Source organism: Rhodococcus sp. As11, from assembly GCF_048957735.1.
Classification (GTDB): Bacteria; Actinomycetota; Actinomycetes; order Mycobacteriales; family Mycobacteriaceae; genus Rhodococcus; species Rhodococcus gordoniae.
On record NZ_JARDJE010000027.1, the window covers coordinates 14,813 to 37,874 of the forward strand.

Below are 23,062 nucleotides of genomic sequence, written 5' to 3' on the forward strand. Positions count from 1 at the left end.
CGCCTCGGCGTACTTCGCCAGGCCTGAGTCGGTGGTGTTTCTGTGAGGTGATGTCAGTGAGGGAGCCGCGTGCGCGCCTGTTCTCGGACGATTCGCTCGGACTCGGGCAGTGTGAAGAGGGTCAGCTGCCCGGTTTCGGCGATCATGAGCTGGAGGCACTGCTGCTCCCATGGCGTGTCGGTGATCGTGCCCGCGCGGGTGGCTCCGGTCTCCTCGAGGCGCCGCGCGAGGGCCTCGATCGCTGTATGATCGCGGACCTCCATGCGCAGGGCGTGGTCGGCGTTCAGCCGCACTCCGGTCTCCGAGTCGTCGACGAAGTCCCACTGCGCCTCGTCGAACAGTTCGAGCGCGGCGGGGGCGACCCCGAACAGAACGCCACGCTGGCCTCCCGGATGGGTCCATTCGTCGACGAGCGGCATTCCCAAGCCATCACGGTAGACGCGGACTGCTTCGTCGAGATCGTTGACCTTCAGGCAGATTCGCATCTCGTCGAAGTGGCGCGAGGTGGGCACGGGGTGCATCGCAGGCCGACTGATCAGCGCGTAGACGTGGCCGTCCGGCGCACGGAAATGAGACCATGCCGTACCCCAGGAATCCTCGACACCTCGGTGGACCTCGCCGATGAAGTGCACGCCTCGGGTTTCGAGCTCGGCTCGCGCCTCGTACACGTCGTCGACGATGAATCCGGGTACCGGATGATCGAAGAACGAGTGCTCGGTGTCGGTCGGTTTGAACACCTCGAAAGCCGTGCCGTCGGCGAACGTGAAGACGATCGCGTTCTCCTGTTCGAGGGTCACGGTCAGTCCGAGTTTGTCCGCGACGAACTCGCGCATCGGCTCGAAATTCGAAGTTCGTGAGCCGACCCACCCCATTCCGTAGATCTTCATGCGATATTCCTTCCTCCGACGATGCGCAGGCGGCTGTCGGCTCGTCCGCTCAGATGAGGCGGGAGGTGAAACAACAGCGTCGCTCGCACCGAAGACAGGTCCCGGTGGTTGCTGGATCACTCTGTCGTGGTGAGGAGATCAGGTTCTGCTGGCACGGTTTCGGTGGTTGCTGCGGATTCGAGGGCGGCCCGGCCCGCGGGCCGGGTCAGCAGGTACACCGCGGTGTAAAGCACAACAGAAAGAGCGAGTACGACAAGCTGGGCCGACTGGTTCAGGATCGCAGGGATCCCGGGTGCCTCGATCAGAACGATGCCGACAGCGGACGGCCCGAACCAGGCCACGAGTCCCCACTCGAGGCGGGGCGCGTCAGCGGCCTCTGTCCCCGACGGTGCAGTGCGACGGTTGGCACGGCTGAGTGCGACATGGGTGAAGACGATTCCGACCCAACCGACGATGAGGACTCCTTGCCAGGTGAGTGCTGTCTGCACGTAGCTGAATACATTCGTGAGCATCAGCAGGAAGACCGCGATCGAGACGCCGCCGACCCAGACGAAGCGGGGGAAGCGCAGCGACGTGAACGTGCTGACGATGCGTTCGAAGTTCGTGGTGCACTGGTAGTAGTTCAGCGTGTTCACCCTAGTCTGAGAGACCACGATGAACAGCAGGCCAGCAAGACCGAGGCTACCGAGGATCGCCTGGACGACTCCGGTTTCGGAGGCCGGCTCGTTCGGCAGCACTGTCTGAACCAGGTAGATTCCGGCAAGACCGTTGACGACGAACAGCAGCAGATAGAACACCCATCCGAACGTGACGTTTTCGTGGAACGTCTCGTCACGACGGTCAGCGAACCGCGCGAAATCGACGGTGGTTGGCATCGTGATGAAAAGGCCCATGTACAGGACGAATCCGAGAATCCACCCGGGAAGTGTCCGGGCGTCGGTGGGCACGACTCCCGAGAAGTCGAGCCATGCCGAACTGCCACCGAACTTGACGTACGCAGCGACGAGCGTCGCGACCAGGCCGATACCGTAGAAGGGAAGCAGCAATCCATTGAGCTTGGCCATCCAGGACTGGACGCTGCCGAGCATCAGGGGGAGCATCGCGACCACGACGACTGCGTACCAGATGCGGATGTCTCCGGTTCCGAAGTACGACTGGAACGCCACCGCCAGCGTACTGCTCTCGAAGAGGGCGTAATACAGCGTCGTCGCAGCGATGAGTAGTGAGGTCACGGTGGCGCCCCATCGACCGAACATGGGGGTCGTCAACAGGTAGGTGTTGAGTCCGGAACGGACTCCGAGACGAGTGGTCACAATGTTGGCGACGCCGTAGACGACAGTAGCGAGCACGATTGCGGCAATTGCGTCGCGGGTGCCGAACAGCGAAGCTGCCAGCGCACCGTAGAACAGCCAGACCATCGCGCTGAGCAACGACCAGTATGACATTGCGACCTGCCATCGCCCGAGTCGTACAGCGAGCGGAACCGCGGTGGTACTGAAGTTCTCGTCGGGGTCGATCCCACCGTCGCGGTCGGATGAGGCCGAAGGGAGTGCAGGCATAGACGCCTCCAAAGTGTATACAAAAGTGGATTCAGAATGAGTGTAACCGGGATCACGTAGAGATCAATAGGCCGCTGAGGAAAGTTGTTTCGATGCCAGCGTTTCGGAGCGGGCGGGCCCGACACACTGCCTCCACCGTCGATCGCAGTATCGTCGAACCGAAATGTATACACTCGAGCTCGACTCGATGGGACGAACAAGGGGTGGATGTCCATGACCGGGCCCAAGACCAGATCCGGCACCACAGTGGACGATCTGTACCTGGTGCTGCAACAGCGGATCATCGACGGCACCTACCAGCCCGGACTGCGCATGTCACAGGAACAACTCGCCGCCGAACACCAGGTCAGCCGCACTCCATTGCGCGAAGCCCTACAGCGCCTCGAGGTCGACGGGCTGGTCGTGAGCCATGCGAACCGTGGGATGCATGTAGCCCCCATCGTCAACTCCGAAACCGAACAGAACTATGCATTGCGCGTACTGGTCGAACCACCGACCATCGCCGCTGTCTCCGCGAAACTGAGCAGCGGCGATATCGCCGACATGGAGAACATCCTCGAGGAGATGCAGCGGCACAGGGCCCATAGTCGACGATTCCAGGACGCCCACCAACGCTTCCATGAGGTTGCCCTGCGTCGCTATCCGGAGAACTTCCGGCAACTGACCAATCAGCTGCACATGCGAATCTATCGTCATCAGAGCGTCTATCTCTCCCACCAACGCACCCCTGACGACTTCATCGATGTCGACGGTGATCTCCTGAACGCCATCAAGATCGGGGATTCCGGGCGGGTCCGTCGCATCATGGAATTCCATCTCATCGATGCCGCCCTGGGCCTTGTCCTCGATGCCGATCCCGACCACTGCTTCGATTCACTCCTGGTCGCACTCCACGGACGCCAGATAGAAATCCGGCATCACCCGGATGGCCGCATCGATCGGCCCGCCGAAATCCGCTGGACCTCGGGAGAGCAGGTCGACGTGCCCGACAGAGTGACGCAGAACCTCGTTTTGCGACCGCCTTTCTGACTGTTGCGATCACTCATACCGTCCGGGCCGTGAAGAATGCCGAATGGATTTCGTCGAAGACACGTCCGGGTTTCACAGCCGAACCCACGACACGAACGTCGACACCTGCCGTCCGGAGGTCGTCGGTAAGGCGTGAGTCCGGGTGCGCCCGACCGAGTGCCAGCACGACAGCGTCGGCAGGGAGCACGTCGCGTTCGCTGCCTCGCGCCACGTGGACGCCAGCACGATCCACGCCGACCACCCGGACACCGGTGCGAACGTCGACACCGGCTCCGTCCAGGAACATCGGCAGTCGTTCCACATCGGTGAACACCTCGTCACCACTGAGCAGCTGCGGCTCGGACTCGAGCAGGATCACCTCGAGTCCGGCCATCTCGGACAATCTGAGCGCTGCCTCGCACCCCTGCAGTCCCCCGCCGATCACCGCGGCCGTCCCGGTGTACGGGCGATCCGCACGGACGTCCGCCGCATGCACCACGACAGCCATCGGGTCGATCGGAAAGTCCGGGCGGCGGACCGGTGCGCCGGTCGCGACGACCACGGTGTCGAAACCACGTTTCACGAGGGCGTTCGCATCGGCCTGTTCGCCGATCACCTCGATCTCGCGTCGAGCGATCTCGTTGCTCAGGTGTCGTACCAAGCCGGCGAGATCCTGCTTCACGGTGAAGCCCGAAGCGTGAACGAGCAGACCACCGAGCTGTGCGGGCTCGAACAGCGTCACGGCGTGACCGCGATCGTGCAGCACCGCCGCGCTTTTCAGTCCGGCAGGGCCCCCACCGACAACGGCCACCCGCTTGGGGCGTGCAGTCGGTAGGACAGGAAATCGGCCTTCCTCCGCCACCTGCGGATTGACACTGCACCCGACACTACGTCCGCGGTTGAGTCCACGGTGCAGGCATCCGTCGTTACAGCGAATACACGGAACGATCTCGAGGACCCGGCCTTCCCGAGCCTTTCGGGCCCAGTCCGGATCGGCGAGCATTGCTCGGCCGAGTGAGACGAAGTCCGCGGAACCGGATGCGACGATTTCATCGGCGACCTCGGGCGTCACCAGCGACCCGGATGCGATCACCGGAATGGACACAGCCCTCTTGATCTCTTCCCACCCCCACCAGTGCGGAGCGCGCACCTGATACCAGGGGCTGACTTCCCATTCCATCCCTGCGTGATGACCACCGGAGCAATGGAGCACATCGACGCCGTGTGCCTCGAGTTGCCTGCACAGTTCGACGGTCTCGTCGAGGGGGATACCGTCCGCTTCGTAGTCGGTCACCGAGAGCCGAATACTCAGCGGGAAGTCCGCCGGCACCGAGGCTCGAATCTCGTCCACGATGCGTAGCAGCAGCCGCGCGCGGTTCTCGAAACTGCCCCCGTATTCGTCCTGACGCCAGTTGGTATGAGGCGACAGGAAATTCGTGATGAGGTAGCCGTGTCCCGCATGTACCTCGACAAGATCGAAACGCGCCGACCACGCACGCGCTGCCGCCTCCCCGAACGACCGCACCACACCATCGATCTCGTCGATCGTCATCGGTGTGGGAACGATTCCGTATTGCCCCTCCACGTCCGCCCAGGAAGACTCGGTCGCAGACTTGATCGGCGCGGTGCCCAGGAACTTCTGTCGACCGCCATGCGCGATCTGCAGCCCGACCTTCGCCCCGGTGGCGCGCACCTCGTCTGCAGCCCAACCCAGTCCGGCAACGTGCTCGCGATTGGAGTTACCGAGTTGGTTGTGGATCGCTTTGCTGGCATCGTCGTCGACGTAGCTGTATTCCATCATCACCAGGCCGATACCGCCTTCGCCGAGGCGTCGGTAGTGCTCGATTGTCCGGCGGCTGACTGTGCCGTCGGGATTGGACGTGGCCGTGCTCTGCGGTGATTTCACAACACGGTTGGGAATCTCGAGAGCACCGATCCGGCCTGGTGTGAACAAGGCGGGAAAATTCACTTCGCCTCCATGGGCTCGAAAGTAGGGGGCACGACGGTGGCCGGATCAACGGCCGGCAGGGCTGAGATATGGATACGGCAGTCAGTGCGCGAGCAGCGCACCGGCGCGGGGAACCACCGGATCGAGTCCGAGGCGGTTGAGAATGCGCCATGTCGTCGCGGCTGCGGCGGTTACCACTGGGATGTCGAACTGCTGCTGGACCGCGTCGAGTACCGGTAGTGATGGCATCTGGACACACGCGCTGAGAACGAGCGCGTCGGCGCCGCTTGTCTTCACTCGGCGAGCATGCTCGAGCAGGTTCTGGGGGTCCAATCGTCCCACGGCGAGGTTGTCGGGGACCTCGAGCGACAGCGAATCGACGACGTTGAAGCCTTCGTTTTCGATGTAGTCGCAGACGGTGGCGGTCAACGGCCTCATATACGGCGTGATCACCGCGATGTTCTTGGCATCGAGATGTGTGAGAGCCTCGGTCAGCGCCCCTGCTGAGGACAGAACCGGTATGCCGGTGCCGCTTTCGCGTTGCGCCACCGCCGCCAGCTTCGGTTCGGATTCGGTGTGGTACCCCAACCCTTGCGACATGATGGCCACCAGACATGCGTACGCCATGACGTCGACGCGAGCATCGGCGAGTTCGGCCGCACAGCGCAGCGAGTCGGCGTCCATGGCTACGAGTTCTTCGGGGGTGACCTGTTGCATCCTCATACGGGAGGAGTGGAAGGTGAACTGTTCCGGTCGTATCTCTTCTCTGGCGCGGAGCATCGCTGGGATCTCCGTCTCCATTGTGGTGTTCGAGCTCGGCACGATCATGCCGATGCGGTAGGAGGAAGCCATCTGTACGCCTCTTTTCGGTATTGGTGTCTGCGAGGTTCCGGACGGCGGGTCAGGACACTGCTGTCAAACGTCCTGTTGTCGTGATGAGATTCGCCGTTGTCATGGCCGGTACGCCGGTGTCGCGCTGCCAATCGACCCGAGTAGGTTGGCCTGCACGCAACTGGTCGAAATCGTCGATCGCGATTCCCAAACCCTTCAAAGTGACCGTCAGCGAATCGAACTCGTGACCGGTGTCGAGGGCCATGATCATTCCGATCGCTGTGTCGAGGAGGTGGAACTCGAGCAGTGACCGGGCTCGGTGTCCGTCGCGGTTCCGGATCGCCGCGAGGAACAGTGTGTCGGTGGAGGTGATGTCTCCGACTGCGGCAGGCCGTTCGAAGTACATCCGCTGGTGCCTGTCGATCAGGGTGAGATTCGATTCGATGAGCTCACGCATTCCTATCGGGCACCTGTCGAGGATGACGCAGTGATACCGCCAGTGTGCCAACTGGAACTCACGAGGAGAGATCCGGCAGTCGTCCATTTCAGCCAGTGCTGCCGCCATGGCGTCGGTATCTGTGTCGGTGACGTCGTGCAGTACAGCAGAGACCAGCGCCGGCTCGACCAGGAGTCGCATCGCATACGAGTCCTCGACATCACGGAGTCGGATGGGCGTCACCACCACCCCGCGGTTGGCCTTGTTGACCACCAGATTCTCCGCCTCGAGCCGCCGTAGTGCCTCGCGCAGCGGGGTCCGCGACACCGAGAGCTCTTCAGCGAGATGCACCTGTGACAGGCTCACCCCAGGTCGGTACATTCCCGACAGGATCCGTTCACGTAGTGCGTAATACGTCCGCTCCACGGCGTCACCACGTCGTGGAGCGGACGTGCCATCCGCACGGTTCCAGGCCACACCTGCCGACTTCTCACCTGGCATTGTCAGTTGTCCGCAGAACCGAGTCGGGTCGCTATGAGGCGGGTGAAGAACTCCGGTTGCTGATCGGCGAGGACCTCGAGCGCCATGGGGTCCAGGAGAATGCCGGACTCCGTTCGAGGCACGTAGAGTTCGAGCCGTTCGCCGTTGCGGGTGGATACCTTCCGGAAGCGCACGCCCGCGAACTCGTTTCCGATGCCGTTCCACGGCTCTGCATCGATGACCCCGGGAGGCAGGTCGTGCCGATTGTGCTGGTCGGTCATCGCGCGAGCTCTTTCTGTTCGGTCGAAATGCGGGTGAGGTGCGGTTTGCTGGCATAGACCCGCGGGTCTCGCCGGCCGGCGAGAACGGGCAGCTGTGCGCGGGCTCGGTCGACTTCCGCGAGGTCGAGTTCGACGACCTGTACCGTCTCAGCCGATTCCCCCAGGTCTGCGAGGATATTGCCCCACGGTCCCACTGCCAGAGCGTGCCCGTAGGTGGCGAAGGCATCCGCGTGGTCGGGTGTCGGTGAATGCACCGTGGCCGGGGCTACGACGAATGCGTGATTCTCGATTGCACGTGCCCGCAGCAATGTATGCCAGTGGGCTTCACCGGTGGTCTGTGTGAACGCTGCCGGCACGAGAAGCACTTCGGCACCCGCACCGGCCAGCGCGCGGAACATTTCAGGGAAGCGGACGTCGTAGCAGATCGTCAGCCCCACCTTGATTCCATCGATATCGACCACGACGAGCCTGTCACCGGGTCGCTCGATCGATGACGCCTCGAACGACTGCCCTCCGATGTGCGCGTCGAACAGGTGCAATTTGTCGTAGCGCACGACGATCTCACCCGAGGTGTCGATGACGAGCGCAGAGTTGAATACCTGATCGGCCACCCGGTTCTTCATTCCACCGAGCACGACGACGACGCCAAGACGTTGCGCAAGTGTGCACAGCGCGACGACGGGGGCGGCGTCGATACTCAGCGCGGTCTCCCGCATCTGCACACCGGTGCCCAGCATCAGTCCGTTCTCCGGCAGCACTACCACCGAGGCGCCGTCGGCAGCGGCTCGTTCGATCAAACGGAGCGCCACTTCGAGGTTCCCGTCGATGTCGGTGGTCGCATGCCACTGGGTCAGGCCCACCTTCAATGATCGGGACGCCGTCGTCATGACTGCCCCGTCCTGGCTGCCAATGCTCCGGATCGTTCCCTGGCCTCGTCGAGATCCATGTCGACGACGGTCCACCCACCGCCGGATGCTTCCATCGGCTCATAGGCATAGACGTTTCCGCGGACGGCCGGCCCAGTTACCCCGAGCATGATCATCCAGTTGAGGATCTCGTACTGACCATGCTCGAGCAGAGGAAATGGCTCGAGTGAGCACATGTCCAGCCCGCGGCCACTCTGGAGCAATTGGAGAATGTACGTGTCGAACGCGGTGTCGACACCCCCGAAGTGCCCAGGGTCGAGCCAGTGCGACAGTCCACCTGTGGCAAGAAACGCAACTTTCAGGCCGGAGTTGTCGATCGCGCTGCGCATCGCCTCACCGAACCGTCGGGCGTTGAACGGTGAGAAGCTCCGTGCCGGCTGGGTGATGACCGGGATGACAGGTAGATCGGGCCGAGGCAGGAGCAGGCGTAGGGGTACGACCAGACCGTGGTCGAGATCGACGCGCGGCGCCTCCTCCACCTCGAGTCCTCCCGCTCGGATCGCGTCCGCGAGCGACCGCGCGAGATCGGGATGTCCGGTCAGGTCGAGGTCCAGGTCGGGTCGTTTGAAGAACTCCATCGACCCGGTATGACGTTCGCCGACGCCGAGCACGAAATGTCCGGTGTCGAAACTCTGGAAGTGACAGTCCGCGGACACGAGGATGACATCGGGGTCTGCCGCGGCGATGTCCGACGCCAACTTGTCGTAGCCTGCGAGCAGGCGTGCCACCGCGTCGTCGGGGTCGATCTCCGGTCGGGCCAGAAGGTCCGGCACGTGCGAGCACCCGCCGGCGAACACCAGGTTGCGGGGAACATCCGGTGTCGGAAGCGACATCGACTCGTCCACCACGAATCCACCGGCACTCGAAGCGTCACCGAGGTCGTCGTTGAACCAGCGGCTGACGAGAATCGTCAGCCCGTCACCCAGCCCGATCGACCGCAGTCGGTCGCGGTTTCCGGTCAAGATGGTTTCGGCCCAGTCCTCGTCGATACCCAGTAGTTTCGGTGCCTGCGACGGTTCGTGCTTCACTGCCGCGAGCAGGTCGGTGTCGCGCGCCATCGCGAGGATGGCAGCTTCGATCGTGCTCTTGTCCATGTCGGTCACATCCTTCTTCGTCGATCCGGTTCGGGGTCGATCGCGTTCAGTCGGCGACAAGAGCGCCGTCGCGTACCACTGCCACACCGTCGATCTCGACGGTGCAGCCTCGCATCGGGATGTCGAGGTGCGCCGGGGTTTCGCGGTCGGCGAAGCGATTGGATCCTGTCGACCACATGAAGTTTCCGGCCGTGGACCGCAGCTCCTGCCCGTACAGCGTGCGGGGATCGTAGACGTCGAAGGCCGACCATCGAGCACGCTCGAGCAGGCCCCAGCCCATGTGGCTCAATGCCCAGACTTCACCGTCGTTCCACGCCTCGAAGTAGTCGTTGAGAAGATGTGCATCGGCACCGTTTCCGGACACACTCTTGATGAACCCCTTCTCCACCTCGAGCGTCACCGTGTCGCGCACGTAGCGTTGCCACGGGATGAGGGCGTCGCCCGGTTGCAGAACGATCCGGCCTTCCGCGGTCCGGTCGTGCGGGAAGCAGGCGACGAATCCGGAAGGCCAGTGGTCCCAGCGACCGGGTTCGTCGACATATCCCCACTGGTGGGTGATCGGCAGGTTCTCGCCCGAGATATCGGCGGTGAGATCCATGCCGGCAGCGTTGGTGACGCGAAGGGTGCTTCCCGATCGCAGGCGGTTGCCGCCGGTCTCGACCGCGGCCCGCAGTGCCGCGTTGCCCGATAGACGTTCGAGGACATCGTTCGGTTCGGCGACGAACAGCATCCTCTTGCCGTTTCCTGTGATTCGGGTGCGGACGTCGGAGTGGATCAGTCCGCCGACAGTGACGTCGACGACGAAGTCGCATTCACCTGCGGCAGCGAGAAGGGGAGCGACCTCTCGTCCGTCGGCTGCATAGGGCGGGAGATTCGGGCTGGACAGGCTCGAGGCGTGGAGTACGAGCACTCCAGCTCCGATCTGTCGGGCGGCAGCCACTGCGGCGGCGACGTACTCGTCCTTCTGTCCGAGTTCTGCGATGATACCGACGGTTTCGTCCGCAGTCACCTTGCACAGAGTGAACTGCTCGACGAAGTTCTCGGTCAGGGTTTTCGGCATGTCTGCTCCTCGTATCGTTGTATCCGGCTCGGTTGTCAGTGCGCAGCGCGCACTGCGCCGCCGTCCACGGACAGGGACGTGCCGGTGATGAATGCGGCCCGGGGGGAGGCCAGGAACGCGACCGTGTCCGCGATCTCGCTCGCCTCCGCCCATCGGCCGAGGGGAATGTCGTGCACCACCTTTGCGATCTCGTCGTCGACTGCGGTGGCGTTGTTGCGCGCTTTCATCTCGACGATGCCGTGCATGCGGGCTGTTCCGGTCGCGCCGGGCATGACCTGGTTGACACGCACACCCTCGGAAGCCACTTCGTTCGCAAGTGTCTTCACGAACGCCGATGCGGCCGAGCGGTATGCCGACGACAACACACCGCCTGCGGCGGGCTGGCGCACCCAGGTCGACGACATCAGGACGATCGAGCCGCGCCGTTGCTTCTGCATCTGTTTCGCTGCGGCAGTGCCGAGTTGGACGACCGGGCGCAGCAGTAGATCGTGTGCGGCCCGCCAGTCCGACCACGACGTGTCGAGTGCGGGGACGATGCGTGGTCCCGGTGTGTTCAGCACGGCGACTTCGAGGCTTCCGTATGCATCGACGACCGTATCGACAAGAGCTGCAGTGGCCTCCGCATCAGCGAGATCTACCTCGATCGGAACGATATATCCTTCGCCGAGGTCCTCGCGTTCACTTCCGACGCTGCGCGACGCCACGACGACCGTCATGCCTTCCATCGCGAGACGTTCGGCGGTTGCCCGCCCGATTCCGCGGGATGCCGCGGTGACCAGTGCGACTCCTTTGTCGAGACCGAGATACACGATGACTCCTTCGTAGGCTGTTGGGTGGACGCGCGGCGTCAGGTGATCTCGCGGATCGCCCGTTCCGGGCACAGCGAGATCGCACGCCGTGCCTTCTGACGATCCTTACGGGGAACGGTTCCGTCTCCGGCGGCGACGGCATAGCCCCACTCGTCGAACCGAAACACAGACGGGCAGACATCGAAGCAGATGCCATAGCCGTCGCACTTCGTCGCGTCGACGGTCACTTTCATGACCTCGATCTCGTGATCAACTTTCACGGAAGCACTCCCTCGTTCGAATTGGCGTGCCGCCGAGCGAGTTCGGCTCCCGCAGTGCGGGCAAGCGTGAAGGCTCCATCGATGAAGCCGCATGCACCGCGTCCGGGTGTCGTCGCTCCCCAGCGGATCAAGTTCTGCCTGTGCGACGGATCGTCGTCACCGCGAAGCACCTGCCGGAACGCACGCGCGATCGCGTTCGTGCCGCTCACACACGTTCCGCATTGCTTCGCGGATTCGTGCTGGAACCAGGCACTGAGTTCGCCTGCGATCTCGATGATGTCGTCGTCGGGGCCCAGCACGGTGACGGCGGCGCATCCCAGACCGCTCCCGATCGCACGTATCGCGTCGTAGCAGCACAGCGTCGCGCCATGATCCCCGGTGAGGATTCCCCCGAACCAGCCCCCGATGAGCACACCCGTCATCGGTGTCACCGTCCCACCGGCAGATGCGAGGTCGAGCAGCGGCGATCCCAACGACATCTCGAAGACCCCCGGTGAGGTGCAGGCACCGGTGAGGGTGAACAACGCTGTGCCCTTCGAAGAGGCGCTCCCGACCGAAGCGAATTCGGTGGCACCGTGCACCCGGATCCACGCAGCGTGCGCAAGGCTTTCGACGTTGCTGATCAACGTCGGCAGACCGTGTACTCCCTGCTGGAAAGGGCGCGGCGGCTTACTGGTCGGTTTCGCGGGAAATCCGTCGATTGACCGGCACACCGCGGACTCCTCACCCGCGACATAGGTGTGCTCGGCACGGTGCACGCTGATCCGGATGTTCTCAGGGACGAGTCCTGCCGTGCGAACATCGTCGATCGCGCGCTCCACTGCGGCCACGGTCTCCGGTCGAGATACGTAGACGATGGCTTCGTCCGCACCGACCGTCGCGGCTGCCAGCAGTAACCCGTCGAGTACGAGGTGGGGTCTGCGCGTGAGCAACCAGGTATCTTTCAGCGACGCCGGCTCCCCTTCGTGCCCGTTGGCCACGACGACTTTCGGTCCGGCTGCCTCCGCGACCGTTGCCCACTTGAGGTGCGCGGGAAATCCGGCGCCGCCACGCCCTCGCAGGCCCGAGCGTTCGAGTTCGATGAGAAAGTCGGACCCGTCGATGGGTTCGCCGAAGAAGCCGAGTTCACGTTCGTTCTGTAGTCCCCAGTCGAGGCTGTCGACGCCCGGCAGCACGAGCCGTGGCGGTGTGGAACCCACGACCCGGGCGGGTGTGTCCAGAGAGGGGGCTCGGTACAGGGTCGTGTCGATCGAGGTTGTCATCGCTTTCCCCTGACAAGGTCGAGTGCTTGGTTGAGTGAGACGACATCGCCGTACTTCGCCTCGATGTCGAACAGCGACGCATCATGAGGTGCTCTCTCGCGGTCGCCCACGCATTCGCGGACCACGAATGCGGGGATGTCTGCGGCGCACGCATCCACGATGGTGGCCCGAACGCAGCCGGAAGTGGTCGCTCCGGCAACGACGATCGTGTCGATTCCGGATCCGTGCAGTTGCTCCGCAAGGTCGGTGTGCGCGAACGCCGAAGCGGTTTGTTTGACCACAAGGCTCTCGTCCGCGCGCATGCCGAGACGAGCGTCGATCAAGGTGCTGCGGTGGCCTTCCCGCAAGCCGGTCAGCGCCGGCATCTTGGCAAGCCAGGTGGCACCTCGGCCGTCGTTGTCCGCCGGGAAGGCGATGGTCGTGAACCACACGGGTACACCGTGTTCGCGTGCTGCATCGACCAGTGTCCGGGTACCGGAGACCACCTCGTGGAGATCGAATCCTGGGGCGTACCGAGTTTCGGTGAAACCGTATTGCAGGTCGACCACCACCACGGCGATGTTGCGTCCGGGTGTCAGCTTTCCGAGCAGGCCACCGGACACATATCTGTCTCGGACTCCCCTGTCGGCCTTCAAAACTCGAACTCCGGCCACTCGCCCGGTTCGGAGCGCATCATGTCGGCGTAGAATTGATACAGGTTGCGTTGGACACCTTCCTCGTAGCGCGTCCAGTACACCTTGCCGGGGCCCGGCCAATCGGATACCGGCGTTGCCATGCCGATTCCTGGCATTCCCATCTCGTAGTTCAGTTCGAACCCGAGAAGTTCACCGGCAACCGAACCCCCGGTCCGCGTCACGGTGAGCCACGGTTCGGTATCGTCCATCTCGAACGAACCGCCCAGCGAGAATGTGCCGAGTGCTGCGTGGTAGGTCCGCTCCTTCTGCTCTGGCGTCATGTTCTTGTATCCCACGAACCAGTTCCAGATCTCGATCTGTCCGGGGCCTTTGGGTTGCCATGTTCGGATGGTGAGAATGCCGGTGGGTGCGTGATTGGCCCCGTCCTCGCTCATGGGGAGCGCGAGGATCGAAAAGTTGGGGAACACATTGCCGACGAAGACGCGGGATCGCCGCGCCACCTCGAGCTGTTCGAGCGAGATGTTCTCGCTGTCGACGTGTTCTGCGATCGATTCGGGGAATCCGAAGAAGGTGGGTCCGGGCTCGTCGGCATATTCGGCCATCGAGAACGACAGCGAATGTCCCGGTGATGCCTGGATGTGGTAGCCCATCATGTTCTCGCTGAACGGAACGGGGAACGCGCCGATACTCCACACGGACTTGTGAAGTGTGCCGAGATGATAGTCGTCGCCGGAGAAGTTGTCCGCACCAGATTTCCAGTTGGCGTCGACCACGAAACGCTGTGGTGCGCCGAGCACTTCGACGCCGTCCTTGTCCAGACCGAATACCAGATCCAGGTACCAGGCCATCCCGCCGAGATAGGTCCGCAGCGGCGGCGCAGTCGGGTCGAGGGTCGCGAAGATCAGTCCGTGGAACGATTCGACCTGGGCTGCCTTGGCGAGGCCACTGTCCTCCTTCTTCATTCCCTCGAGAGCGTTTTTCCACAGGGGTGCGCCGACAAGGGATCCGTCCGACGAGTATGTCCAGCCGTGGTATGGACAGCGGAAGTGGGAGGAGTTACCGGAGTCCGCTCGGCAGATCTGCACGCCACGGTGACGACACGCGTCGAACAAGACGTGGATCTGCCCGTGCTCGTCGCGGGTGACGACGAACGAATCTTCACCGATCTTGCGGACCACATAGTCGCCGTTCGCTTCGATCTCCGACTCGTGTGCCATGAACACCCAGGCACGGCCGAAGATTCGGCGGAGCTCGGCCTGATAGATGTCCGGGTTACCGAAGATTTCGGCAGGAATCCGACCACGTGACAGACCTTCGTCGATGCGGTCCATCGCTTGACGAACCTTGGGTGTGAGGGTCGACGCCGCCTTCGTGTCAGGCCTACCGCTGTCGATCACAGGATTCATAGCTGCACTTCCTGATTGCGTGGAGGACGAGAATCGTCAGAAGAAGAGGGAGAAGTTGTGGGTTCCGATGACGGTGAGATCGAGGTAGACCACTCGCCGCAGTAGACGCCAGCGTCCGTCTTCCCGACGCAGGATGTCGTGCCGCTCCCCTGAAAGCAGCTGCGGGGTCGTCTGCTCCTGTCGAGTGCGGTAGATCAGCAGATTGCTTCTGACGTCGAGTAGATCCGGGTCGCCATCGACTGCTTCGCGTGTCCTGATATTGGTCACGAAGTGACGCACACGCGACGGCGGATCCTCTGCCCAGGCGTACTTGGTTTCGCCGCGGGTCACGCGTGAATCGAGTGATCCGTAGGTTTCGTCGAGGTGGAAGGTCGCCGTGTGGAATCCGCGCCCGCGAGCGCGTTCGACTGTCTCACGGACGGGCACGCGGTAGGTGATGTCGCGACTGACGAGTTCGGTGAGCCATGTGCGCTCTTCGAGGTTGTCGAGCAGTTCTGCTTCGTGGTGCAGAAAATCGACCGCCTCGGTGTGCTTCGGATCCGACACAGACAACGGCGGGTTCAGCATCTCGGGCGAGTTGAGAGCAGCCACCGAGGTTCCTCCTAAGTGCATACATTTTTGGATGCACTTAGGATGCCTGGTGATCTGGATTACTGCAAGCCCCAATGTGTGATGCATCGCATCAGCGGTGCTGCTGCGGTTCGATTACCTGAAGCCGCGCGCTGCTTCTGCTTGGCGGCCGGTACAGCGAGCAGGCCCCTCGCATTCACCGACCACAGCCACGGTCTTGCCTAGCTCGACCTCTGCGGCCACGGCGCCGAACCAACAGGTGTTGCCCGAGGCGAAGAACGATCCGATACGAAGTCGTCGACGGCAATGGGTGCGCACCTCGTCGCCGATCTCCGTGACCACTCCGACGTACTCGTGCCCATCGGCGTCGATTGCCCAACGTCGTTGATGCCGCGGTAGTCGGCTCGGCGACGCATCCGACAGCGCCCTGGAGGCGGGCGTCCGGGCGCTGCAACTCGGTGACGAGCGCACCCACCTGTGCCAACTGGCACGTAACGCCACTCCCGGCTTGCGCCGTCGACGCGTCGAACCAGCTCAACTCTCGCGCCCCGCACCCTGCGCGATTCCCCCGAGTCGTTCCTAGACACCCTCGATCCCGGCAGCACCCACCGCACCTTCGCCATCGCGATCGTCAAGTCCGTCGACCCACTCGATGCTCGCGACCGCGATGGGCTCCCTGGTCCGGCCCGGTCCTGAATTCGGTGTCCGATGACGAGATCGGCGCGGCCCTTGAATCTCTCAGGGTCCAAGCTGCGGTCAATACTGGATTGCGCGCCGCGCCGCGGTCGCGAAACGGCTGTCCTGGTGCCGCAAGCAAGGATGGAACGCACCGCAGGTGCCGCCTTCGGCCGCGCGATCGACTCCGCCGGACACGGAGATACCGGTGGGCTCTCGGACTGCGATCGATCGGCTCCTCTCCCCCGCCGCCCATCACGAACACGTCCTGGGAAGCGTGTATTGGGACGCCGGCACTGCCCAGCTCCTCCCGAGACCTGATTCGCGGCCGCACCCGCGATCCCGGTATTTGTGAACCACCGCCGACCCGGGCCCGGCAAATACTTCGCCCACCGCGACCTGTGCCCCGCCCCTATCCAGGCGATGCGCGAACTGACCCGCCTCATCGGGCCCTGGAACTGCCCGAACCCACTGACCGACTATGACGCCATGTCTGCCCGAAATTCGGCCAATACTATGGCGACCTCCTATCGGCTCGTCCACCGACTGCGCCCTGGTTTTGGCTGCGCACCCGAGCTGGCGGTCATCGACATCAGCAAGGTCCGTGAGGACACTCGGGACAGTGACGAGAACAACCCGCTCCCGCCGTGCCCCTTGGGGCAGTAACTCATGCATTCGCCTTCGCCTCTACGCGGGTTCCCTCCCCATCCGGGACAGTAGTCCGCGTGTCCTTCGTCTACGTCGCTCTCTTGCTGGTCAACGAGCCCCGTGTGACTGCTGTGGCACTGCGATAGATGCAGGCACGATTGCGAGACTCTCCTTCGGCGCTCCGACCGTCGCACCGCAACGGCCGCCGTTCCAGTCTTCCGGGCAGAACGCAGGGAGCACACCAGACCATGTCTCACCAGGCCCGGCGCTCGGATTCAGTGGTCCCGCCCCAGACGCCCCACCGTTCCTTGTGTATCCGTGCGAACGCGCGGCATTCCGGCCGAACGGGGCATCGGGCGCAGATTCCGGTGGCAATGCGTTCTCGTCTGACCCGGACTCCCTGGCTCTCCTGTTCCTGCGCGAAGAACACGGTGGGGTCGGTGAACCGACAGAGAGCACGCAACTGCCACTGCCAACCGTCGACGATCGGGCGGAAGCGAGGTGGTCGGCGCGATGATGCCATCGATTCTCGTCCTATCTTCTCGGTGAGGGACGGTGGGAGAGGCTTCGACTCTCACCGGAAAGACGGGAGAAGCCATCGACGATCAGTAGGGGTACACATAGCCGGGACGGGTCCACGTCTCTTGGCAAGGTCTCGGATATCCGAGACCTGTCCTTCGTCAGGAGATTCCGGCGGCCGTATCCGTCCGTACGGACGATTCCGCACCTGTGAGACATGACTCGCAAATGCCGGATCGACCGCCGGGTGTCCCAATCCGGCTATGCGTCAGACGTATCGGAGAGGCCGAGGAACCGCTCGGCATTGCCGCACTGGATCAGATTCCGCGAGGCCACGTCCAGGAACTCGCTCTTGCGTACGACCTCCCCTACCGGCCGCTCCCCCAGCGGGTACGGGTAGTCGCTACCCACCATCACCCGTTCCACTCCAACTGTGTCAACGAGCAGGCGTAGCGCACGGTCGTCGAAGACCACGGAGTCCACGTAGAAGCGACCGAGGTAGTGTGACGGCGGCATCTCGGACGTGCCGATAACGTCGTTACGGCGGTGCCAGGCGTTCTCCATCCGCCCGAGCCAGAACGCGAACGACCCTCCACCGTGGGCGAACCCGATCTTCAACCGGCCATCGATGCGATCGAAAACGCCACCCAGGATCAACGCCAGGATCGACAGATGTGTCTCGGCGGGCATCGCGGTGAGCCACTGCGCCATCCAACGGTCCAGGCGCGGCGAGGAGTCCATGTCCCAAGGATGGACGAACACCGGGACATCCAGCGACGCGCAGTGCTGCAGGAAGGTCACCACGCCCTCGCTGTCGAGGTCACGGTCGCCGACGTGGTTGCCGATCTCGACTCCGCGATGCCCGTTGGCGACGCAGCGCTCCACCTCACGGCAGGCCGCGTCGGCGTCCTGCAGCGGCACCTGGCAGAACGGGATCAATCGGTCCGGGGCGGGGGCGACGATGTCAAGCGCGAGGTCGTTGAAGATGCGCGCGATCCGTTCGGCCTGCGCGCCGGTGCGGCCGTAGTTGAAGAATGCCGGTGTCGGCGAGACCACCTGGGTCCGGACGCCGTCGGCGTCCATGTCCCGCAGTCGGATCTCCGCATCCCAGGCGTCGGCCTGAATGCGGCGGAACTCTTTGGAGCCCATCATTATGACGGCCTCGGCCTCGCTCTCGACCCGGAGCCAGGGGGCGTCGGGTCCGGCATCGGTGGTCAGATCCGGCCACCCCTTGGGGACGTAGTGGGTGTGGACGTCGATGGTGCCGCTCACGTCAGCCCTTTCCGGGATGTAGGGTGCCGCAGTTGTCACACGTGCGGGCCTGCTCGTCCTCGTAGAACTGCACGAACACCGGTGGCAGGTCGGCGACGATGTTGCGCACCTGCAGTTCGATCTCGTGGATCAGGTGGTTGCACTCGAGGCAGTACCACTGGAACGTCTCCAGTGTGCCCTCGCGGCGCACGCGCTCGATGACCAGGCCGATCGAGCCCGCGGTAGGACGCTGCGGCGAGTGCGGAAGATTGCCGGGGAGCAGCCAGGTCTCGCCTTCACGGATGTGTACGCGCTGCGGTCCGTCCTCGGTCATGACGTCCACGTGGATGTCACCCTCGATCTGGTAGAACCACTCCTCGTACGGGTCGAGGTGGTAATCGGTGCGCTCGTTGGGGCCGCCGACGACCTGCACGACGAAGTCGTCGCCCAGCGCCATCGTCTGGTTGTTGACCGGCGGCGCGAGCAGGTGCTTGTTCTCGGCGATCCATTTCTGGAAATCGATGACGGGCGGGATGGTGGTCATGAGCGGTCCTTCGTGTCGAGGGTGTTGGTACGGCGATGAGCGGGTACGTAGGCGACGCCCTGGATTTCGATGAGCAGGTGCGGATGCGGAAGCTGGTGCACCGCAACGGTGGTGCGGGTGGGTCCGGTCTCGTCGAACATCTCGGCGTACACCTCGTTGTATCCGCCGAAGTCGTTCATCGACACGAGGTACGACGTGACCTGCACGAGGTCGCTGAGATCCGCACCGACCTCAGCGAGGATCGACCGGATGTTCTCGATCACCGCGCGCGTCTGTACCCGGATGTCGAGATTCGTCGTTCCCATTGCGTCGACCTCGACGCCGACGAACGTGTTGTCCGGCCGGCGAGAGCTGGTCCCGGAGACGTACATGAAGTCGCCCGCGATCTTCACGTGAGGGAAGCGCCCGCGGGGTGTCGCGAGGCGTTCGATGACCTTGGCGGCATTGTCGCTCATGCCTTTCCCTCCACCGTGACGCTGCCCAGACCGTCGATCTCGCATCGTGCGACACCGGCCGTCAGTGGGATCGCGGCGGTCGCAGCTCCCGCAAGGACTACATCGCCGGCACGTAAGGGGATGCGCCGTCGCCGGCTTACCTCGAGTAGTGAGTGGAGGGCGTTGACGGGGTCGTCGAGGATCGCGGCGGTCGAGCCGTTGACGGCCTGTCCGCCTGCTTCGAGCCGTACCGCGAGATCGCCGACGGCACGCATCGACTGCCACGGGCCGATCACGTACGCGGCCGCGGACGTGTTGTCGGCGACCACGTCGGTGTAGGTGAACCGGAAGTCCCGGTAGCGGGAGTCGATGATCTCCATTGCGGGAGCGACCGCTTCGGCGCAGGATTCGATGTCGACGGTGGGATCGTCGAGATCGACGTCCCGCGCCAGGCGGTACGCAACCTCGGGTTCGATCTTGGGGTGGATGAACCTCTGCAGATTCACGCGGCCGCCGTTGTCGACGCGCATCGCGTCGGTGAGTCGGCCGATGATCACGTCGGACACCCCCATCTGGGCCATCTTCGCCTTGCTCGTGAACCCGAGCTTGACGCCCACGAGTGTCTCCCCGCGGTTCAGACGCCGAGCGAGCAGTGCTTCCTGGATGCGGTACGCGTCGTCGATGTCCATCTCGACGTCGTCCGCGAGACTGGGGGTGTCGTGGACCCCGGTCTGCGCGTCGTCCAGTCGCTTGGTTAAGGCGTCAATTTCGTTGCTGTCCAATGTCTTGGCTACCATCGATCCTCTTCTCCCGGAAGTCACAGCGCCACGCAGATGTTGGTGGGCTCGATGAAGATCTATGACGGCGGCGTCCGCAACGACTACCTCATCCAGCACATCCTCGACAACGTGCGCACACCCGAACAGAACCGAGGCGATCTCGAAGCACTCATCGCCTGTGCGCGCATCGGCGAGAAGCGATTCACCGAGTTGCTCGAGAAGTACGGTCTCGACACCGTCATGAGTGCCAGCGAACGGTGGATGGACTACTCGGAGAACATGCTTCGCAGCCGAATCCGCGAAATCCCGGACGGCAGCTACGAAGCACCTATCGGCTATCTGGACGACGACGGTAAGAACCGCGGTGTTCCCCTCAAGGTCGCCGTGCGCGTGCAAGTCGAGGGAGAAGACATCCTCATCGACCTCACCGGCTCCAACGACCAGGTCCCCACAGCCTTCAACGTGCCATTCGAAGGATCCGTCCTCCCCGTCGCGGTGGCCGCGATCCGCACCATCCTGCTCGACGAAGACCTGACCGAGGAATTCGTCCCCCAGAACGACGGCTGCTTCCGCCCAGTAAGGGCATACGCACCCGAGGGAACGATCTTCAACCCGGACTTCCCGGCATCGTGCTTCGCCCGGTTCTCCCAGGTGAACCGAATCTTCGACTCCATCAACCTCGCCCTGGCACCCGTGCTCCCCGACCACGCAATCGCAGGGTCGTCGGCTGCACTGTGCGCGATCGCCTACTCCGGCGTCGCTGAAGACGGCGAATCATACTGGGTGTACATCGAAATCAACGAAGGTTCGTACGGCGGACGCAACGGCAAGGACGGCATGGACGCCGTCGACTCGCTCATGGCCAATACCCGCAACAACCCCATCGAAGAACTCGAACTCAACCACGCCATGCGTGCCCTCCGATACGAACTCCGCGACGAAGCTCCCGCACCGGGCCAGTGGCGAGGCGGCATCGGCAGCGTCCGCAAATGGCTCATGGAGACCGACACCTTCCTCGGATCCGAAGCCGACAACCGCTCCGACCCGCCCGCCGGTGCGCTGGGCGGTCACGACGGCGTCGCAGGAGCGTTCACCCGCAACGCCGGAACAGACCGCGAGGAGGTGCTCTTCTCCAAGGTCACCCAGGAAACCATCCGCGCCGGCGAAACCTTGGAGATCAAGCTGCCCTCCGGTGGCGGTTTCGGAAATCCGTTCCTCCGCGATCCTTTCCAAGTCCTCAGCGACGTCTGGGACGAGTACCTCACGGCGGAGGACGCTCGACGCGACTACGGGGTCGTCGTCGACACCGAAGCCTGGACCGTAGACGAGGAAGCCACTGCGGCACTGCGCGCAGGGAGCACGTCCTGAGCGGCACCACAGGTCGGGCCGCCGCAACCAGCGGCGGCCCGACCGCTCACGTTCTCGACGAGACGTTGGGCAGCGTCATCACCTGGATCGACACTCCGGACGCCACCATCGATGGTCCTCTGACCGGAATGCGTATCGGCGTCAAGGACAACATCGACGTCACCGGTGTACCCACGACCTGTGCGTCCCGGTTCTTCTCCGACCGCATCGCATCTGCACACGCAGAGGTCGTCCGCAGATTGATCGCTGCGGGCGCGCACATCACCGCCAAGCTGAACATGGCCGAGTTCGCGGTCGGGGTCACCTCCCAGAACTCCGCCGCGGGCCCCGTCCGCAACCCCTGGGACCCCAGCCGGGTCCCGGGCGGTTCGAGTGGAGGCTCCGGCGCCGCAGTCGCTGCAGGTCTGGTGGACGCCGCCCTCGGTACTGACACCGGCGGATCAGTCCGCCTACCCGCAGCAGCATGCGGCATCACAGGACTGCGACCAACCTGGGGCGCAATCAGCAATACCGGAGTCTTCCCGGTCAGCGACGCCTTCGACACCGTCGGTCCGATGGCACGATCGGTAACCGAGGTTGCCCGCCTCTTCGACGTACTGCGCACCGACCAGGCTCCGGCGCCTCGCCCCGCTCGACGGATAGGGCTGCCGTCGGTATTCATCACCGACGACGTCGACGCTGCCATCAGCGACGCAATCGACGCAGCGGCACAGCAATTGCAGACCGTGGGATACGAGGTGGTACCGGTCGATGTTCCCGGCGCTGCTCACGCGCAGGACATCGTATACACCCTGCTGTACTCGGATCTTGCTGCGCTCCACCATGACCGAGTGCAATCGTCGCCCGATCTGTTCCATCCCGATACCCTCGCGCGTGTGTCCCTGGGTCTGTCCATTTCGGACTCCGAGAGAACAACAGCCCTGGCCGCCAGGGCGGAGTTCCGTCGCGGACTCAGCGCGCTGTTCACAGACGTCGACGCCGTATTGACCCCGACCATGCCGGTCGACGTACCGCCCATCGCCGGTGATGACGACGTCATTGCACGCTCGCGGCGACTCGGCCAGTTCAGTTATCCCTGGTCCCTGCACGACGGACCCACGCTTGCGCTCCCGGTCGGATTTCACCCTCGATCGGGTATGCCGATCGGTGCTCAACTCACGGCCGCGGCTCATCACGAATCACTACTGTTCGGCATCGGTGAAGAGTTTCAGCGCACCACGGACTGGCACACCAGGAGACCACCGCTGTACATCACGCGCTGAGTCATTCTCGGAGATCACTGGCCGTCACCCTGACCGAGGACGCGAAGAGTCGCCTCCCACTCCACAGGCAGCGGGTGAAAGGCGACCTGGTCCGTCAACTTCGGCGCACCTGGTGCTGTCAGCACCGAAC

23 protein-coding genes are annotated in these 23,062 nt (G+C 63.6%); 3 read left to right on the top strand and 20 right to left on the bottom strand.

Features of this window, described 5'->3' with window-relative positions:
* Positions 1–53: 53 nt before the first annotated feature.
* Together PV766_RS22110 and PV766_RS22115 are read right to left on the bottom strand one after the other, a co-directional pair.
* Positions 54–887, bottom strand: a complete 834-nt coding sequence (locus tag PV766_RS22110) for a VOC family protein (RefSeq protein WP_421097896.1) — start codon at positions 885–887, stop codon at positions 54–56.
* Positions 888–1,003: 116 nt separating this feature from the next.
* On the bottom strand, positions 1,004–2,446 hold the full coding sequence (locus PV766_RS22115; RefSeq protein ID WP_421097897.1) for a purine-cytosine permease family protein: 1,443 nt from the start codon (positions 2,444–2,446) through the stop codon (positions 1,004–1,006).
* A 213-nt stretch (positions 2,447–2,659) separates the two neighbouring features.
* Here PV766_RS22115 and PV766_RS22120 point away from each other — a divergent pair, with 213 nt between their 5' ends.
* Positions 2,660–3,475, top strand: a complete 816-nt coding sequence (locus tag PV766_RS22120; RefSeq protein ID WP_421097898.1) for a GntR family transcriptional regulator — start codon at positions 2,660–2,662, stop codon at positions 3,473–3,475.
* Between the two features lie 13 nt (positions 3,476–3,488).
* Here PV766_RS22120 and PV766_RS22125 read toward each other — a convergent pair whose 3' ends face one another.
* The 18 genes from PV766_RS22125 to PV766_RS22210 form a co-directional block, all read right to left on the bottom strand.
* Complete coding sequence (locus PV766_RS22125; protein WP_421097899.1) at positions 3,489–5,423, bottom strand: FAD-dependent oxidoreductase; 1,935 nt, start codon at positions 5,421–5,423, stop codon at positions 3,489–3,491.
* Between the two features lie 81 nt (positions 5,424–5,504).
* Positions 5,505–6,254, bottom strand: a complete 750-nt coding sequence (locus PV766_RS22130) for a maleate cis-trans isomerase family protein (RefSeq protein ID WP_421097900.1) — start codon at positions 6,252–6,254, stop codon at positions 5,505–5,507.
* Positions 6,255–6,303: 49 nt separating this feature from the next.
* Entirely contained in the window at positions 6,304–7,170 is an 867-nt protein-coding gene (locus tag PV766_RS22135; protein WP_421097901.1) for a GntR family transcriptional regulator, read from the bottom strand.
* A 2-nt stretch (positions 7,171–7,172) separates the two neighbouring features.
* The gene (locus PV766_RS22140; protein ID WP_421097902.1) at positions 7,173–7,430 is read right to left on the bottom strand and encodes a hypothetical protein; all 258 of its coding nucleotides are present in this window, start codon (positions 7,428–7,430) and stop codon (positions 7,173–7,175) included.
* Complete coding sequence (locus PV766_RS22145; RefSeq protein ID WP_421097903.1) at positions 7,427–8,317, bottom strand: carbon-nitrogen hydrolase family protein; 891 nt, start codon at positions 8,315–8,317, stop codon at positions 7,427–7,429. The genes PV766_RS22140 and PV766_RS22145 overlap by 4 nt, the downstream gene beginning before the upstream one ends.
* The gene (locus tag PV766_RS22150; protein ID WP_421097904.1) at positions 8,314–9,450 is read right to left on the bottom strand and encodes a protocatechuate 3,4-dioxygenase; all 1,137 of its coding nucleotides are present in this window, start codon (positions 9,448–9,450) and stop codon (positions 8,314–8,316) included. Before PV766_RS22150 ends, PV766_RS22145 begins: the two co-directional genes overlap by 4 nt.
* Before the next feature lie 46 nt (positions 9,451–9,496).
* Positions 9,497–10,510 (bottom strand): hypothetical protein, encoded by a 1,014-nt coding sequence (locus PV766_RS22155; RefSeq protein ID WP_421097905.1) that lies wholly within the window; start codon positions 10,508–10,510, stop codon positions 9,497–9,499.
* A 35-nt stretch (positions 10,511–10,545) separates the two neighbouring features.
* Positions 10,546–11,319: an SDR family oxidoreductase gene (locus tag PV766_RS22160; protein WP_421097906.1), complete on the bottom strand. Its 774-nt coding sequence runs from the start codon at positions 11,317–11,319 to the stop codon at positions 10,546–10,548.
* A 38-nt stretch (positions 11,320–11,357) separates the two neighbouring features.
* Positions 11,358–11,552: a ferredoxin gene (locus PV766_RS22165; RefSeq protein ID WP_421097918.1), complete on the bottom strand. Its 195-nt coding sequence runs from the start codon at positions 11,550–11,552 to the stop codon at positions 11,358–11,360.
* A 23-nt stretch (positions 11,553–11,575) separates the two neighbouring features.
* Positions 11,576–12,841: an NADH-ubiquinone oxidoreductase-F iron-sulfur binding region domain-containing protein gene (locus tag PV766_RS22170; RefSeq protein ID WP_421097907.1), complete on the bottom strand. Its 1,266-nt coding sequence runs from the start codon at positions 12,839–12,841 to the stop codon at positions 11,576–11,578.
* On the bottom strand, positions 12,838–13,494 hold the full coding sequence (locus PV766_RS22175) for an isochorismatase family protein (protein ID WP_421097908.1): 657 nt from the start codon (positions 13,492–13,494) through the stop codon (positions 12,838–12,840). The genes PV766_RS22170 and PV766_RS22175 overlap by 4 nt, the downstream gene beginning before the upstream one ends.
* Positions 13,473–14,807, bottom strand: coding sequence for an aromatic ring-hydroxylating oxygenase subunit alpha (locus tag PV766_RS22180; RefSeq protein WP_421097909.1), 1,335 nt, complete (start codon positions 14,805–14,807; stop codon positions 13,473–13,475). The genes PV766_RS22175 and PV766_RS22180 overlap by 22 nt, the downstream gene beginning before the upstream one ends.
* Before the next feature lie 111 nt (positions 14,808–14,918).
* On the bottom strand, positions 14,919–15,473 hold the full coding sequence (locus PV766_RS22185) for an aromatic-ring-hydroxylating dioxygenase subunit beta (protein WP_421097910.1): 555 nt from the start codon (positions 15,471–15,473) through the stop codon (positions 14,919–14,921).
* Between the two features lie 1,555 nt (positions 15,474–17,028).
* Positions 17,029–17,298: a WhiB family transcriptional regulator gene (locus tag PV766_RS22190; protein ID WP_421097911.1), complete on the bottom strand. Its 270-nt coding sequence runs from the start codon at positions 17,296–17,298 to the stop codon at positions 17,029–17,031.
* 257 nt (positions 17,299–17,555) lie between these two features.
* Positions 17,556–18,566, bottom strand: a complete 1,011-nt coding sequence (locus PV766_RS22195) for an amidohydrolase family protein (protein ID WP_421097912.1) — start codon at positions 18,564–18,566, stop codon at positions 17,556–17,558.
* A 1-nt stretch (position 18,567) separates the two neighbouring features.
* Positions 18,568–19,089: a 3-hydroxyanthranilate 3,4-dioxygenase gene (locus PV766_RS22200; protein ID WP_421097913.1), complete on the bottom strand. Its 522-nt coding sequence runs from the start codon at positions 19,087–19,089 to the stop codon at positions 18,568–18,570.
* The gene (locus PV766_RS22205; RefSeq protein WP_421097914.1) at positions 19,086–19,544 is read right to left on the bottom strand and encodes a RidA family protein; all 459 of its coding nucleotides are present in this window, start codon (positions 19,542–19,544) and stop codon (positions 19,086–19,088) included. Before PV766_RS22205 ends, PV766_RS22200 begins: the two co-directional genes overlap by 4 nt.
* Positions 19,541–20,320, bottom strand: coding sequence for a 2-keto-4-pentenoate hydratase (locus PV766_RS22210; RefSeq protein WP_421097915.1), 780 nt, complete (start codon positions 20,318–20,320; stop codon positions 19,541–19,543). The genes PV766_RS22205 and PV766_RS22210 overlap by 4 nt, the downstream gene beginning before the upstream one ends.
* Positions 20,321–20,371: 51 nt before the next feature.
* Here PV766_RS22210 and PV766_RS22215 point away from each other — a divergent pair, with 51 nt between their 5' ends.
* Positions 20,372–21,670, top strand: a complete 1,299-nt coding sequence (locus PV766_RS22215; RefSeq protein WP_421097916.1) for a hydantoinase B/oxoprolinase family protein — start codon at positions 20,372–20,374, stop codon at positions 21,668–21,670.
* Between the two features lie 65 nt (positions 21,671–21,735).
* Positions 21,736–22,932 carry an amidase gene (locus PV766_RS22220; RefSeq protein WP_271047990.1) on the top strand — a complete coding sequence of 399 codons (1,197 nt, stop codon included), beginning with the start codon at positions 21,736–21,738 and terminating at the stop codon, positions 22,930–22,932.
* Positions 22,933–23,062: the final 130 nt, after the last annotated feature.